This window comes from Sphingomonas sp. PEI4 (genome assembly GCF_056679955.1).
In genome coordinates this window covers 1,239,147-1,252,801 of record NZ_CM155258.1, presented here as the reverse complement: position 1 = coordinate 1,252,801, position 13,655 = coordinate 1,239,147, and the positions used below count along the sequence as shown (strand labels likewise).

Below are 13,655 nucleotides of genomic sequence, written 5' to 3'. Positions count from 1 at the left end.
CTTATCAACCAAGGACAGTCGCATGGACCTGAAACTCAACGGTAAGACCGCGCTCGTCACCGGCTCGACTGCCGGAATCGGCCTTGAGATCGCTCGTCGGCTTGCTGCCGAGGGCGCGGAGGTCGCCATCTGCGGTCGTGATCAGGTCAAGCTCGATGCCGCCGCCGCAGATGTCGGCGCTGCACGCGCGATCCTCGCCGACGCCGCCACCGCGGAGGGAGCGGCGGCACTCGTCGCGGCGCTTCCGGCGGTCGATATCCTCGTGAACAATCTTGGCATTTACGAATCCAAGCCGTTCGGCGCGATCACCGACGACGACTGGCGCCGGTTCTTCGAGGTGAACGTGCTGTCGGGCGCCCGGCTCGCCCGCGCATATTTCCCAGGCATGCTGGCGCGCGACTGGGGGCGGATCATCTTCATCTCGAGCGAGTCCGCGGTGCTGATCCCGCCCGACATGATCCACTACGGCATGACCAAGACGGCGCAGCTCGCCATCTCGCGCGGGCTGGCGGCGCTGACCAAGGGCACCAACGTCACCGTCAACACCGTGATGCCCGGCACGACGCGGTCCGAGGGGATCGTAAGTTTCCTCAAGAGCGTTGCGAGCGATGCCTCGCAATCGGACGCGGATATCGAACGTGAGTTCTTCGTCAAGGACCGCCCGACGTCGTTGATCCAGCGGATGATCGAGCCGGACGAGGTGGCCAGCATGGTCGCCTATGTCGCCAGCCCCCTGGCCGCCGCGACCAACGGCGCCGCACTGCGGGTCGATGGCGGAATTACGCCCACGATCGTGTAGCCGGAATTGATCGCCACGGTCGGTAGGCCGATCGTCTTGGCAAATTGCGCGTAACCGCTGTCCCTGTCACGTAGATCCTATCGCCCGACATAGGCGGCAAGCTCGTCGGGCGTACCCTGCGGAAAGGCGTCGCGCAGGTATTCGAGAAAGGCCGACACGCGGGCGCTCAGCAGCCGGCGGCTTGGATAGAGCGCCCACAGGGCAATGTCCGGCCCCTCCACATCACCCCAGAGTACCAGTGTCCCGACTGCAAGATCGTGGCTTACCAGTGACACCGGCAGGCGTCCGGCACCTACGCCCATCCGCACGGCATCCCGCACCATGACCAGCGACGAAAGGCTCAGGACCGGGTTGACGCCGATCCTGGACTTTCCCGTCTGTGTCGTCAGGTTCCAGCTGTCTCCCGGGCCAGCGGAGCCGCGGACGACGACCGGGACGGCCGAGCCATCGGTCGGTAGCGTAAGGTCCGGTGCTGCCACGACCACCAGCCGGTCGCGCAGGAAGATCCGTCCGACAAGGCTTTCGTCCGGTTCCGGGTTGACCCTGATCACCAGATCATAGGCTTCCTCGATCATATCGACCGATCGGTCTTCGGTTGTGATCTCGAGCCGGACCTCGGGGAACTTCAGCGCGAAGCCTGCCGCGAGCTTCCCCATCGCAGTCTGTGAAAACAGCAGAGGCGCGCTGAGTCTCAGCCTGCCGCGCGGACTGTGCCCGCCCGAGGCGATCGACGCGGCCGTCTCGTCGAGTTCGGTAAGCAGCCGGCTCGTCCGCTCGAACATCGCGCGTCCCTCCTCGGTCAGCTTCAATACGCGAGCGCCGCGTTCGAACAGGCGCACGTCGAGGCTGGCTTCGAGTTCGGCGACACGGCGAGATAGCGTTGCCTTGGGCCGCCCAGCCGCGCGCGAGGCTTTGCCGAACCCGCCATGACGGGCGACCAGATTGAAGTCGGCGAGCGCGAGAAGGTCCATGTGTGTTCCACCAGCAAGACGGTCTGTCTAAATATAGGGTCTACCGTTACAAATGTGGATCGTTAATTTGGTAACAGGCAAACGGCCCAACCCGGACCGCTCAATCAAGGAATGACCCTATGACCATCCTCGTAACCGGCGCTACCGGCAATGTCGGCCGAAACGTCGTCGAGCAGCTCGTCAACCGCGGCGCCGACGTGCGCGCCCTGGTCCGCGATCCGGCCAAGGCCAGCTTCCCCGTGGGCGTCGATGTCGTTCAGGGCGACCTGCTCGACGTAGACGCGCTGCGCGGGGCGATGTCCGGCGTGTCCACGCTCTTCCTGCTCAACGGCGTCGTGGCCGACGAGTACACCCAGGCGCTGGTCACGTTGGCGGTGGCGCGCGAAGCCAAAATCGAGCGGATCGTCTATCTCTCGGTGATCCATAGCGACGTCTACGTGAACGTGCCGCACTTCGCCGGTAAGTTCGGCGTGGAGCGGATGATCGAGCAGATGGGCCCCAACGCCACCATCCTGCGCCCGGCCTACTTCATGGACAATGAGATCACGATCAAGGACGTGGTCACCGGCTACGGCATCTACCCCATGCCGATCGGTGCCAAGGGCCTCGCCATGATCGACGCGCGCGACGTCGGTGAGATCGCCGCGATCGAGCTGATCCGCCGCGAGCGGTCGCCGACCCCGCTGCCGCTCAACCGCATCAACGTGGTCGGACCGGACACGTTGACCGGCACCGATGCCGCGGCGATCTGGACGGACGTCCTTGGCCGCGAGATCGCCTATCCGGGTGATGACACCGCCGGCTTCGAACAGAACCTTCGCCAGTTCATGCCGAGCTGGATGGCGCTCGACATGCGCCTGATGGCCGAGCGCTTCATCACGGACGGCATGGTGCCGGACGCGGGCGATGTCGAAAAACTGACCTCGCTGCTCGGCCGGCCGCTGCGCACCTATCGCGACTACGTCGCGCAGATCACCGCCTGAGCACCGGCGCGACACCATCCCGTTACGGAGACCTGCCATGATCTACTCGACCGCCAGCGTCCCGGTGAACCCGGACGGCGAGACTAAACTCACGCGAGAGCAGGTCTGGAAGGGCCTTGAACTAAAAGCCCGCGATGCGCGACTGTTCCTTCCGCCCGGCCTCTGCACTCGCTGCGACGTCGTGGAGGAGAGCGCGACCCACTTCGTACGCGAAGCCACGATTGCGGGCGCTGACCTGCGCGAGATCATCGCGCTTGAGCCGCAACGCAAAGTGACCTTCTTCCAGGCCACCGGACCACGCGAGGGTGCGATCGTCAACGAGTTGTTCGAGGATGAAACCGGCGCGCTGCAGCTTCGCTTTTACTGCTACATCGGCCTGCGCGGCAAAGCGCCGAACGGTCCAGAGGAGCAAGCCGAGCAGGCGCAGTTCGACAGCGAGGACAAGGGGTACAAGAGCGCCTTGCTGTCGACGCTGAAGCGCACCCGCGAAATGCTCGCCAACGGAAAACTCTGATCGCCGACGACCGAACAGCGGGACTAACCGACACGGTCCCGCTGCCGGCAGCAACCTGGCAAGAACGCACCACAACCCGTCCAAGCGCACGGGTAGACCGCGAGCCTGCGCGAGCGCCGCAACCCGGTCATTCGTAAAACACTATACCGAACTGGCCGGCGGGGGGCAGAAAGCGCACTCTTTTGACGAACGCGACAGCGGCTCGCGTACAGGTGCAGTCGTTCATTGGCTCGCTGAAGCTATTTCAGGGGGCTGCCTCGCCGTTCCTCCGAAAGGGCAGAGCTTCAAGCCTCTATGGAAACCGTTTTGCTTGTCGCTCATTCCCTACATCGGCCTGCGAGACTCCCTCATCTACGGTGGATAAGGCTTCTATTGCGCTGGATATCCAAGCGCCTACGACGGTAAGGTCAAGCCTATCCGCAAGCTCGAGCGCCTGTTCCAGCTTGGCTTTCAAAAGCTCCGACGGTTCGCTGCTATCTTCCATGCGGTGTAGATATGGCCGCAAAACCGCGCCGTCACGGGTACAATCTACGTCCAATCGCTGCTTTTTGTATCAAGTAGGGACGGCGGACCGCCATATGGTTACACAAAGACCGGCGCCGGCAAACGGAATAGCTGCGTTTCCCGCCGTTGCCGCGACGCGACGTCACCCACACCCTATCTAGGCGATACGAAGCCAGCTCGCCGTCACCGACTTTGACGACGATGAACATCAGGATTGCGCCATGAAAAAGATCGGGTTCCTTTCGTTCGGCCATTGGTCATCGTCGGCCCAATCCGCCACGCGGTCTGCCTCGGACGTGTTGCTGCAGTCGATCGACCTGGCCGTCGCCGCCGAGGAATTGGGTGCGGACGGAGCGTATTTCCGTGTTCACCACTTTGCCCAGCAACTCGCATCGCCCTTTCCGCTGCTGGCTGCGGTCGGCGCCAGGACCAGCCGGATCGAGATCGGCACCGGGGTGATCGACATGCGCTACGAAAACCCGTTCTACATGGCCGAGGATGCGGGATCGGCCGACCTGATTAGCGGTGGCCGCCTGCAGCTTGGTATCAGCCGCGGTTCGCCCGAGCAGGTGATCGAAGGGTGGCGTCACTTTGGTTACGCGCCCGCCGAGGGCGAGACCGACGCCGATATGGGCCGCCGGCATGCCGAAGTGCTGCTCGATCTGCTGAAGGGCGAGGGATTCGCGCAACCCAGCCCGAACCCGATGTTTGCCAATCCGCCGGGGTTGTTGCGGCTCGAACCGCATGCGCCGGGCTTGCGACGGCGCATCTGGTGGGGTTCGTCGTCGAACGCCACCGCGGTCTGGGCTGCGCAGAATGGCATGAACCTGCAAAGCTCGACGCTGAAGGCGGACGAGAGCGGCGAACCGCTGCATGTCCAGCAAGCCAAGCAGATCCGGCTCTATCGCCAGGCGTGGAAGGACGCGGGGCATGACTGGGAACCGCGCGTGTCGGTATCGCGCTCGATCTTCGCGCTGATGAACGATCGCGACCGTGCCTATTTCGGGCGCGGCGATAGCAGCGACCAGATCGGCGTGATCGACAACATGCGTGCCGTGTTCGGCCGGTCCTATGCAGCTGAGCCCGAGCAGCTGATCGAGCAGCTCCGTGCCGACGAGGGCATTGCCGAAGCCGACACGCTGTTGCTCACGGTGCCGAATCAACTTGGCGTCGACTATAACGCGCATGTGCTCGAGTCCGTCTTGACCCATGTCGCGCCAGCGCTCGGATGGCGTTGAGGCGGCGTGAGTCACACCGTTTCGCCTGGTTCAGCACGTTGAAGGCCGAGCCGAACGTGGGAGACGATCGTTAAAACGGGCCGTAAACGAGCGTCGTTTCAAGAAGCAACGACGTCGACGTGAGGGGTCGGTGATCGGCCGCGTGGCCGCGTTGCGGAGAACGGGGACGACGAGCCCCTTCGGCGTGTCGACCGCCACGCCGATGTCACGTATGTCTTGAGCACCAGCGACGTGCCGTCCGAACTCAGCGACGCGTTGAAGGTCGGGAACTGCGCGAGGGTGTGGGCGAGTGCGCGAACGAGCAGGATGACGGGTGTCAGTTTTGCCTCTGGATGCGCGTCGTTCCACGCTTTGCGATCCGCCTCGACCTGCGTCACGTCGACCTCGTCGTGATGCGTCACATGCGGGACCACGACCCAGTTGCGGCCGAGATGCGCGCCGGTGAGCTTCTGGATGCGTGACAGCGCCACCGTCTCGGTCTCGCCGAACTCGCTGAAATTATAGTCGGGGAAGGGGGCGAGCCCGGAAAGATGCGTGAGCATGTCGGTCATGGATGCGCGTTCCTGTGCAATGGCGTTGCGCCAGCGTACCAAGGAATCATGCGCCGTGACCGGGCGCCGCCAAGCTAGCGCCGGGGCGATGCCGGTTTAGCCGATACCCCAGTCCGCGAGCCGCGCCGCGCCATCGGTGGTCGGCGCAACCCGCCCGGGCGTCCGCGACAGGCGCGGGGCGGGGGCGGCGTGCCAGACGCCGTCCACCATCTCGCCGCGGCCCGCCATGTGGGCATGCGCGGGAACCTCGTCGAGTTCGAGCACCGGCGCAAAGCAGGTGTCGGTCCCCTCCAGCAGCGCACACCATTCGTCGCGCGATCTGGTCACGAATACCGAAGCGAAGCGCCGCGTGGTTTCGGGCCAGCTATGCACGTTCATCTGTTCGGCGGCCAGTTCGGGGGGGAGCCCGAGCCGGTCGAGGAGCTCGGCATAGAATTTCGGTTCGATCGCGCCGACCGAGACGTAGCGGCCATCGGCGCAGGTGTAGCAGCGGTAGAAGGGCGCGGCGCCGCCGAGCGTGTTGCGGTCGCGATCCATCGATACGTGGCCCGCGGGCACCAGCCCCGCGAACATCGCCATCATCGAGTTGACGCCATCGACGATCGCGGCGTCGACCGCTTGTCCCCGTCCCGATCGCGCCCGTTCGAACAGCGCGGCGAGAATCCCCGTCACCAGGAACATCGATCCGCCGCCGAAATCGCCGATCAGGTTGAGCGGGGGCGGGGGCGGCGCACCGGGACTGCCGATCGCCGCCAGTGCGCCGCTGACCGCGATATAGTTGAGATCGTGCCCCGCGACCTGCGCCAGCGGCCCCGTCTGCCCCCAGCCGGTCATCCGTCCATAGACGAGTCGCGGATTGCGTTCGAGCATCGTCTCCGGCCCGAGCCCAAGGCGCTCCATCACCCCCGGCCGCAACCCTTCGATCACGACATCGGCATGGTCGGTGATCGCCAGCGCCCGGTCGCGGCCTTCCGGCGTACGGATGTCGAGCGGCAACAGCGCACGACCGCGGTCCATCACCGGGTTTGGCCAGCCATTGCCCGCGATACGCTCGATCCGCAGCACCTCGGCGCCGAGATCGGAGAGCAGCATCGCCGCGTGCGGACCGGGTCCGATGCTGGCGAACTCGACCACGCGAAGGCCGGCGAGCGCGGTCATCGGTTGAGCATTTCGACGATCGTCACGTTCGCCATCCCGCCGCCCTCGCACATCGTCTGCAAGCCATAGCGCCCGCCGCGCGCCTTCAACGCATGCACCAACGTCGCCATCAGCTTCGTGCCGCTGGCGCCCAGTGGATGGCCGAGCGCGATCGCGCCGCCGTTCACGTTCAGCCGCGCCGGATCGACGCCGGTCGCCTTCAGCCACGCCATCGGGATCGCGGCGAAGGCCTCGTTGACCTCGAACAGGTCGATATCGTCGATCGACAGCCCGGCGCGCTTCAAGGCCTTGGCGGTCGCCGGGATCGGCTCCTCGAGCATGATGACCGGGTCGCCGGCCGAAACCGTCAGCGTGTGGATGCGCGCGAGCGGCGTCAGGCCATAGGTCTTGAGCGCCGCTTCGCTGACGATCAACGTCGCCGACGCGCCATCGGTGATCTGGCTCGCATTGGCGGCGGTGATCGTGCCGCCCTCGGCGATCGTCTTGACGCTGCCGATGCCCTCCAGCGACGCATCCGCGCGGATGCCTTCATCGTGCGAATGCGTACCGACGGGGACTATCTCGGCCGCGAATGCGCCGCTTGCCGTCGCAGCGGCCGCGCGCTGGTGGCTTTGCAACGCATAGGCATCCATCGCCTCGCGGGTGAGGCCGTATTTGTCCGCGACCATCTGCGCGCCGGTGAATTGGCTGAACTCGGCGACATCGTAGCGGTCGAGGATCGCCTTGCTCCACGGGCCTTCGCCGATCCCGGCATCGGCGTGCAGGCGGAAGTTCGAGCCCATCGGCACGCGGGTCATGCTCTCCGCGCCCGCCGCGATCACGACGTCCTGCGTGCCGGACATGATCGCCTGCGCGGCAAAATGCAGCGCCTGTTGCGACGATCCGCACTGGCGATCGATCGTGACCGCTGGGACGCTGTCGGGCAACGACGACGCGAGCACCATGTTGCGCCCGAACGCAAACGCCTGCTCGCCGGCCTGGCTGACGCAACCGACGATGACGTCCTCGATCGCAGCGGGATCGATTCCGGTCCGCGCTACCAGCGCATCGAGCACGATCGCGCCGAGGTCGGCTGCGTGAACGCCCGCCAGCGCGCCCTTGCGACGGCCGCCGGGGGTACGCAACGCATCGACGATATAGGCATGGGCCATCAGACTGCTCCTGGGGAATCGGATCCGGGAAAATCGGGTTTGCGCTTGGCGAGGAAGGCGGCGATCCCCTCGCGGCCCTCGGGCTTGCGCGCCTGTCCGGCGATGCTGCGGGCTTCTGCGTCCAGATGCGCTTCGAACGGCGCGACCATGCCGTCGAGCAACAGCCGGCGGGTAGCACCGATCGCCGTCGTCGCCGAAGCGGCCAATTCCTGCGCGAGGGCCATCGCTTCCGACGCCAGCATCCCCTCGGCTGTGACGCGCGTGACCATGCCGATCGCCGCGGCCTCGTCGGCTTTTACGCGCGTGTTGCGAAGACAGAGTTCCTGCGCACGTCGCAAACCGATCATGCGCGGCAACAGCCAACTCGTGCCACCATCGGGGGACATGCCGATCGCGGTATAGGCGAGCGTGAAATGCGCCGAAGGGTCCGCAAGTGCGATATCGCCGAGCAACGCGAGACCGATGCCCGCACCTGCGGCCGGGCCGTTGATCGCGGTGACCAGCGGCTTGTCCATCCGTGCGAGCCGCGCGACGGCGGCGTGGAGATAGGCGGTGATCTCCTTGAGCAACGCGGGCAGTCGCTCGCCCGCGTCGCCGAACGAAGCGATGTCGCCGCCCGCACAGAAGAACCGCCCGTTGCCGGTCAGCACGACGCAGCGCACGCCCGGATCCTCGTCGCAGGCGATCACCGCCTCCATCAACGCGCGCGTCATCGGGATGTCGATGGCGTTCGCGGCGTCGGGACGGTCGAGCGTAAGCGTCACGACGGCGCCGTCGCGCGCGACCCGGAGCCCGGTCATCGTGCCGTCCCCCCGTTCTCCTGCGAACGCAGGAGCCCATGATCACGAACGCTATCGGCTGTAACCCTGGATTCCTGCATGCGCAGGAAAACGGAAGGGGCGTGTGTCATGCGTGGATTAGTTCGACCGCGACCGCCGTCGCTTCGCCGGCGCCGATGCAGAGCGCCGCGACGCCCTTGTTCAGCCCGCGCAATTTCAGCGCGGCGACCAGCGTGGCGATGATGCGCGCGCCGCTGGCCCCGATCGGATGGCCGAGTGCGGTCGCGCCGCCATTGACGTTCAACTTGTCGCGCGGGATTCCGAGTTCGCGCATCGCGATCATCGCGACGGTCGCGAATGCTTCGTTCACCTCGAACAGGTCGACGTCCTCGACGCTCCAGCCCGCCCGGTCGAGAACCTTCCGAATCGCCGAGACAGGCGCGGTCGTGAACAGCGCCGGGGCATGGGCGTGCGCTGCAGTGGCTACGATACGCGCCTCCTGCGACAGCCCGAACTTCTCCGCGACGCTCGCCCGCGTCAGCACCAGCGCAGCCGCGCCATCCGAGATCGAGGCGGAAGTGGCGGCCGTGATCGTGCCGTCCTTGGCGAAGGCGGGGCGCAGGCCGGGGATCTTCTCGGGCTTGGCCTTGCCAGGCTGCTCGTCTTCGCTGACGATCACGTCGCCGCCGCGCGTCTTGACCGTTACCGGCACGACCTCGTCCGCGAAGCCGCCGCTCGTGATCGCGGCGCTGGCGCGCGTCAGGCTCTCGATCGCGAACGCGTCCTGCTCCTCGCGCGTGAACTGGTATTCGCCCGCGGTTTCCTCGGCAAAGGCGCCCATCGGCTTGCCCTTTTCATAGGCATCCTCGAGGCCGTCCATCATCATCGAATCCGACACGACATCATGGCCGATCCGTGCGCCCGAACGATGCTTGGCGAGCAGGAACGGCGCGTTGGTCATGCTCTCCATGCCACCCGCGATCACGACATCGACGGTGCCGGCCATCAGCGCCTCGGTCGCCATGATCGTCGCCTGCATGCCCGATCCGCACATCTTGTTGACGGTGGTCGCCTCGACGGAATTCGGCAGGCCTGCGCCGAGTGCCGCCTGGCGCGCGGGCGCCTGGCCGAGCCCGGCCGGCAGCACGCAGCCCATGTAGATGCGGTCGATGATCGCCGGATCGACCTTCGAGCGCTCGACCGCGGCGCGAACCGCGGTCGCGCCGAGTTCAACCGCCGTGACGCCCGACAGCGCTCCCTGGAAGCCACCCATCGGCGTGCGGGCATAGCTGGCGATGATGATCGGATCTTCGGACATGGTCTTCCCTCGTGAAGTTCAGAGCGCGCGGGCGATGACCATCCGCTGGATATCGGACGTGCCCTCATAAATCTGGCAGACGCGGACATCGCGGTAGATTTTCGCGAGCCCGTATTCCTCGAGATAGCCGTACCCGCCGAGCGTCTGGATCGCTCCCGAACAGATCGTCTCGGCCGCCTCGGACGCGAACAGCTTGGCCATCGACGCTTCGGTCAGGCAGGGCTGGCCGGCATCTTTCAGCGCGGCAGCATGCAGCACCAGCTGACGACTTGCTTCCAGCTTCGACGCGAGATCCGCGAGGCGGAAGCCGACCGCCTGGTGCGCGATGATCGCCTGTCCCATCGACTTGCGGTCCTTGGCATAGGCGATCGCGATTTCGAGCGCGGCCTGCGCCATGCCGACGCACTGCGCGGCGATGCCAATACGGCCGGCTTCGAGGTTCGACAGCGCGAGACGATAGCCGCCGCCTTCGTCCCCGAACAACAGCGACTCGTCGAGGAACAGGTCGTCGAACCGGATCGCGGCAGTGTCGGACGCGGCCTGGCCGAGCTTGTGCTCGACCTTGTCGACGCTGTAGCCGGGGCTGTCGGTCGGCACGAGAAAACCGGAAATGCCGCGCTTGCCTGCCGTCGGATCGGTGACCGCGAATACCATCGTCACGCCGGCGATCTTGCCCGAGGTGATGAACTGCTTGGCGCCGTTGAGCCGCCAGCCGCCCTCGACCCGCGTCGCGCGCGTCCGCATCGCCGACGCGTCGGACCCGGCATCGGTCTCGGTCAGCGCAAACGCGCCGATCATCCGGCCGCCGATCAGGTCGGGCAGGAAACGCGCACGGTGCGCGTCGGTGCCGTATTTCAGGATACCGGAAACGAGCAGGCTGTTCTGGATCGACACGACCGTCGACAGCGCACCATCCGCCGCCGCAAGCTCGATCAATGCGAGCGCATAGGACACATAGTCCGCTCCGCCGCCGCCTGCGTCTTCGGGTGCGGTCATGCCCATCAGCCCAAGATCGGCCATCTCGACGAACAGCTCGGGCGGAAAACCCTTGTTTGCTTCGAACGCGACGCTGTGCGGACGGATACGCTCCTGCGAGAACGAACGGATCGCGTCCTTTACCGCGATCTGGGTGTCGGTGAGTATCATGGACGTACGATCCGGTATGGCATCTACTGGCGAGTAGTTGCGCCCGACGCCGCCCCTGTGTCAAGATGAACGGATGCCTGCACGTCCTGCTATCCAACCGGCGATATCGTCACCCTTCCAATCGTTGGAATCGCGCGAGGCCTTGCGCATCGAAAAACGCGACGCGCTGCTGCGGGCGGCAGTGGGGATGTTCAACGACCGCGGATTTCACGCCACGTCGCTCGACGACGTCGCGGCGAGCCTCGGCGTTACCAAGCCGGTGATCTATCACTATCTCGGCAACAAGGATCAGGTGCTCTTCGAGTGTGTCCGCATGGGGCTCGAGCAGTTGCGCGGTGCGGCCGAACGCTCGCAGCAGGTCAGCGGCAGCGGCCTCGACCGGTTGAAGGCGTTCCTGCGTTTATATGCCGAGGTGACGATGGACGATTTCGGTCGCTGCGTCATCCGCACGCCCGACGAAGTCCTCTCTTTGGGAGCGCGCAAGCAGTTCCGCGCGCTCAAGACCGAAATCGACGCGACGATGCGCGGTATGATCGAAGAGGCGGTTGCCGATGGTTCGGCGGTGGTGAAGGACGTTCGCCTGACCGCCTTTACGCTGGCCGGTGCGCTGAACTGGCCCGCACGCTGGTTTCGCCCCGAGGGGCCGATGTCGGCGCAACAGGTGGCGCACGACATCGTCGAACTCCTGTGTTCGGGCCTCAGCCCAAGGCGTTGAGTGTCTAATCGACATGAACATCGTCTTTGTCGGATAGGTCCAGCCGACGTCTTGGCCGCGGACCTCGCCCGTCGTCAGGGCGTGGCTCTTGCCGGGCTTCGCCTTGACCGGTCGAGGGCCGATCGCTGTTTGCTCGCCATCACGACCATATCGTCGTGGTCGGGCTCGACGGTCGGCAATGGTTTCTCGGTCGGCGAAGCTGCCAGCCATCGGCATCGTCGGCTTGTCCGCCGGGTTGGTCAGCCAGCCATGTCCTTGAGCGCCACGCCGGTATCCGCCAGCATCTCCGGCGCTATCACCGCCGCGCTTTCGACCAGTTTTCGTCCCTGGACGTAATCCTTGACCGCCCCGACGCAGTCGAGCGCGATCACATGGCGGTCGCGCAAGTACACCACAGAGAACTTGCGCGTCGCCGGATCACCGCGCAACACCGTCGCGTCGTAGCCGATCGACAGGCCGACCGTCTGGAGCTTCAGGTCATACTGGTTCGACCAGAACCACGGGACCGCGTCATAGTTCGCCACCTCGCCGGCGATCGCCTTCGCCACGACCGTTGCCTGATCGTTGGCGTTCTGCACCGATTCTACCCGGATCGCGGCGCCGGCTGCGTAGCGGTTGGCGTGGAGCGCGCAGTCGCCGATGGCATAGATGTCGGGCAGGCTGGTGCGGCATGCCGCATCGACCGCGACGCCGTTGCCGCCATACGCCCCGGCCTCGATCAACGGCACGACTTCGGGAATGATGCCGATGCCGACGATGACCATGTCGGCATCGATCACCGTGCCGTCCGCCAGTCGCACGCCGGTCACGCGGTCGTCGCCGAGGATGCAGTCGACGACCTGGCCCAGCCTGACGTCGACGCCGTGTGCGCGGTGCTCCGTCTCGAAGAATCGCGAGAGGTCTTCACCCGCGACACGCGCAAGAACCCGGTCGAGTGCCTCGAGCAGCACGACCGACTTGCCGAACTTGGACAGGACGGCAGCGGCTTCGAGCCCGATATAGCCGCCGCCGATCACGACCGCGGTGCGGACGTCCGGCAGCTCGGCGATCATCCGGTCGGCATCGGCCCTGTCGCGAACGGTATGCACGCCGACCAGATGATGCCCCGCGCAGCTCAACCTGCGCGGCTTTCCGCCGGTCGCCCAGATCAGCCAGCCGTACCCGATCGTCGTGCCGTCCTCGGTTGAGATGACATGCGCGTCCGGATCGACGGACACGACCCTCGAACCCAGACGGAAGTCGATGCGCTGGTCGATCCAGAAGCGTTCCGGCCGGATCAGGATGCGCGTGAAGACCTTCTCGCCCGAAAGATATTCCTTCGAGAGGGGCGGGCGTTCGTAGGGGTGCTCACTCTCCTGGCCGACGATCAAGATCGATCCTGTGAACCCGTTTTTGCGCAATGCGATCGCGCAGGCCGCGCCGCCGTGCCCTCCGCCGACGATCACGACATCCGCGGCCAGCATCCAGCCCCCCGCCGGACCTGCGTCGGCCGTCTGCGTCTCGTGCTGCGACAGGTCGTTCATTGGAATACCTCGCCTGGGTCTGTCGGTCCGCAGCACCGCCTGTCCGGCCATGCTCCAACGATCCCGTCTCCTGCCTCACCTAAAGCCGAAGCGTGCGCATCTCAATCGCGTGGAGATTTCGAGTGCGTCCCAGCGCCCGATCGCACCCCATATCGGCGGCTGCGATGCCCGCGTCGATCTTGCCCGGGTCGATCTTGAGAGGTCGCCAGCGGCTCCATCGAACCTCGACCGTCTCCATAACCGGCCTTCATCGGTCTCCGCTACTGGTAGGGTCGACGCCGCCGGAAAGGCCGGCATTCTCCTCG

At 65.7% G+C, this 13,655-nt stretch carries 12 protein-coding genes and 1 pseudogene; 5 read left to right on the top strand and 8 right to left on the bottom strand.

The genetic code is table 11. The features are described 5' to 3' along the window. Window positions 1-22: 22 nt before the first annotated feature. Entirely contained in the window at window positions 23-799 is a 777-nt protein-coding gene (locus tag AC1MLZ_RS05580) for an SDR family NAD(P)-dependent oxidoreductase (protein WP_480960761.1), read from the top strand. A 77-nt stretch (window positions 800-876) separates the two neighbouring features. Here the strand turns inward: AC1MLZ_RS05580 and AC1MLZ_RS05575 are convergent, their stop codons facing one another. Continuing rightward, window positions 877-1,770 carry a LysR family transcriptional regulator gene (locus AC1MLZ_RS05575; RefSeq protein WP_480960760.1) on the bottom strand — a complete coding sequence of 298 codons (894 nt, stop codon included), beginning with the start codon at window positions 1,768-1,770 and terminating at the stop codon, window positions 877-879. Between the two features lie 119 nt (window positions 1,771-1,889). Between AC1MLZ_RS05575 and AC1MLZ_RS05570 the strand changes: the two genes are divergently transcribed. The 3 genes from AC1MLZ_RS05570 (at window position 1,890) to AC1MLZ_RS05560 (ending at window position 5,009) form a co-directional block, all read left to right on the top strand. After that, window positions 1,890-2,753, top strand: coding sequence for an SDR family oxidoreductase (locus AC1MLZ_RS05570; protein ID WP_480960759.1), 864 nt, complete (start codon window positions 1,890-1,892; stop codon window positions 2,751-2,753). 37 nt (window positions 2,754-2,790) lie between these two features. Continuing rightward, entirely contained in the window at window positions 2,791-3,267 is a 477-nt protein-coding gene (locus AC1MLZ_RS05565; RefSeq protein ID WP_480960758.1) for an AtaL-like protein, read from the top strand. 725 nt (window positions 3,268-3,992) lie between these two features. Next, window positions 3,993-5,009 (top strand): LLM class flavin-dependent oxidoreductase, encoded by a 1,017-nt coding sequence (locus AC1MLZ_RS05560; protein ID WP_480960757.1) that lies wholly within the window; start codon window positions 3,993-3,995, stop codon window positions 5,007-5,009. Between the two features lie 30 nt (window positions 5,010-5,039). Here the strand turns inward: AC1MLZ_RS05560 and AC1MLZ_RS05555 are convergent. From AC1MLZ_RS05555 to AC1MLZ_RS05530, 6 genes and pseudogenes are all read right to left on the bottom strand, one after another. Next, window positions 5,040-5,551, bottom strand: a pseudogene (locus tag AC1MLZ_RS05555) (2-oxo acid dehydrogenase subunit E2). A 105-nt stretch (window positions 5,552-5,656) separates the two neighbouring features. Continuing rightward, window positions 5,657-6,718 (bottom strand): CaiB/BaiF CoA transferase family protein, encoded by a 1,062-nt coding sequence (locus tag AC1MLZ_RS05550; protein ID WP_480960756.1) that lies wholly within the window; start codon window positions 6,716-6,718, stop codon window positions 5,657-5,659. Further along, window positions 6,715-7,869 (bottom strand): acetyl-CoA C-acetyltransferase, encoded by a 1,155-nt coding sequence (locus AC1MLZ_RS05545; protein WP_480960755.1) that lies wholly within the window; start codon window positions 7,867-7,869, stop codon window positions 6,715-6,717. Before AC1MLZ_RS05545 ends, AC1MLZ_RS05550 begins: the two co-directional genes overlap by 4 nt. Beyond that, window positions 7,869-8,669: an enoyl-CoA hydratase/isomerase family protein gene (locus tag AC1MLZ_RS05540; protein WP_480960754.1), complete on the bottom strand. Its 801-nt coding sequence runs from the start codon at window positions 8,667-8,669 to the stop codon at window positions 7,869-7,871. The genes AC1MLZ_RS05545 and AC1MLZ_RS05540 overlap by 1 nt, the downstream gene beginning before the upstream one ends. 106 nt (window positions 8,670-8,775) lie before the next feature. Then, window positions 8,776-9,966, bottom strand: a complete 1,191-nt coding sequence (locus AC1MLZ_RS05535; protein WP_480960753.1) for an acetyl-CoA C-acyltransferase — start codon at window positions 9,964-9,966, stop codon at window positions 8,776-8,778. 18 nt (window positions 9,967-9,984) lie between these two features. After that, entirely contained in the window at window positions 9,985-11,112 is a 1,128-nt protein-coding gene (locus AC1MLZ_RS05530; RefSeq protein ID WP_480960752.1) for an acyl-CoA dehydrogenase family protein, read from the bottom strand. Between the two features lie 73 nt (window positions 11,113-11,185). Between AC1MLZ_RS05530 and AC1MLZ_RS05525 the strand changes: the two genes are divergently transcribed. Beyond that, window positions 11,186-11,827, top strand: coding sequence for a TetR/AcrR family transcriptional regulator (locus AC1MLZ_RS05525; RefSeq protein WP_480960751.1), 642 nt, complete (start codon window positions 11,186-11,188; stop codon window positions 11,825-11,827). 239 nt (window positions 11,828-12,066) lie between these two features. On the opposite strand, the gene AC1MLZ_RS05520 is transcribed toward AC1MLZ_RS05525, so the two are convergent. Next, window positions 12,067-13,290 (bottom strand): NAD(P)/FAD-dependent oxidoreductase, encoded by a 1,224-nt coding sequence (locus AC1MLZ_RS05520; RefSeq protein ID WP_480961469.1) that lies wholly within the window; start codon window positions 13,288-13,290, stop codon window positions 12,067-12,069. Window positions 13,291-13,655: the final 365 nt, after the last annotated feature.

Bases quoted from the DNA above. Each gene is read 5' to 3' on its own strand.
- AC1MLZ_RS05545 (WP_480960755.1), bottom strand. From the start codon at position 7,869: ATGGCCCATGCCTATATCGTCGATGCGTTGCGTACCCCCGGCGGCCGT.
- AC1MLZ_RS05565 (WP_480960758.1), top strand. From the start codon at position 2,791: ATGATCTACTCGACCGCCAGCGTCCCGGTGAACCCGGACGGCGAGACT.
- AC1MLZ_RS05530 (WP_480960752.1), bottom strand. From the start codon at position 11,112: ATGATACTCACCGACACCCAGATCGCGGTAAAGGACGCGATCCGTTCG.
- AC1MLZ_RS05525 (WP_480960751.1), top strand. From the start codon at position 11,186: ATGCCTGCACGTCCTGCTATCCAACCGGCGATATCGTCACCCTTCCAA.
- AC1MLZ_RS05540 (WP_480960754.1), bottom strand. From the start codon at position 8,669: ATGACCGGGCTCCGGGTCGCGCGCGACGGCGCCGTCGTGACGCTTACG.
- AC1MLZ_RS05575 (WP_480960760.1), bottom strand. From the start codon at position 1,770: ATGGACCTTCTCGCGCTCGCCGACTTCAATCTGGTCGCCCGTCATGGC.
- AC1MLZ_RS05580 (WP_480960761.1), top strand. From the start codon at position 23: ATGGACCTGAAACTCAACGGTAAGACCGCGCTCGTCACCGGCTCGACT.
- AC1MLZ_RS05570 (WP_480960759.1), top strand. From the start codon at position 1,890: ATGACCATCCTCGTAACCGGCGCTACCGGCAATGTCGGCCGAAACGTC.
- AC1MLZ_RS05560 (WP_480960757.1), top strand. From the start codon at position 3,993: ATGAAAAAGATCGGGTTCCTTTCGTTCGGCCATTGGTCATCGTCGGCC.
- AC1MLZ_RS05520 (WP_480961469.1), bottom strand. From the start codon at position 13,290: ATGCTGGCCGCGGATGTCGTGATCGTCGGCGGAGGGCACGGCGGCGCG.
- AC1MLZ_RS05535 (WP_480960753.1), bottom strand. From the start codon at position 9,966: ATGTCCGAAGATCCGATCATCATCGCCAGCTATGCCCGCACGCCGATG.
- AC1MLZ_RS05550 (WP_480960756.1), bottom strand. From the start codon at position 6,718: ATGACCGCGCTCGCCGGCCTTCGCGTGGTCGAGTTCGCCAGCATCGGA.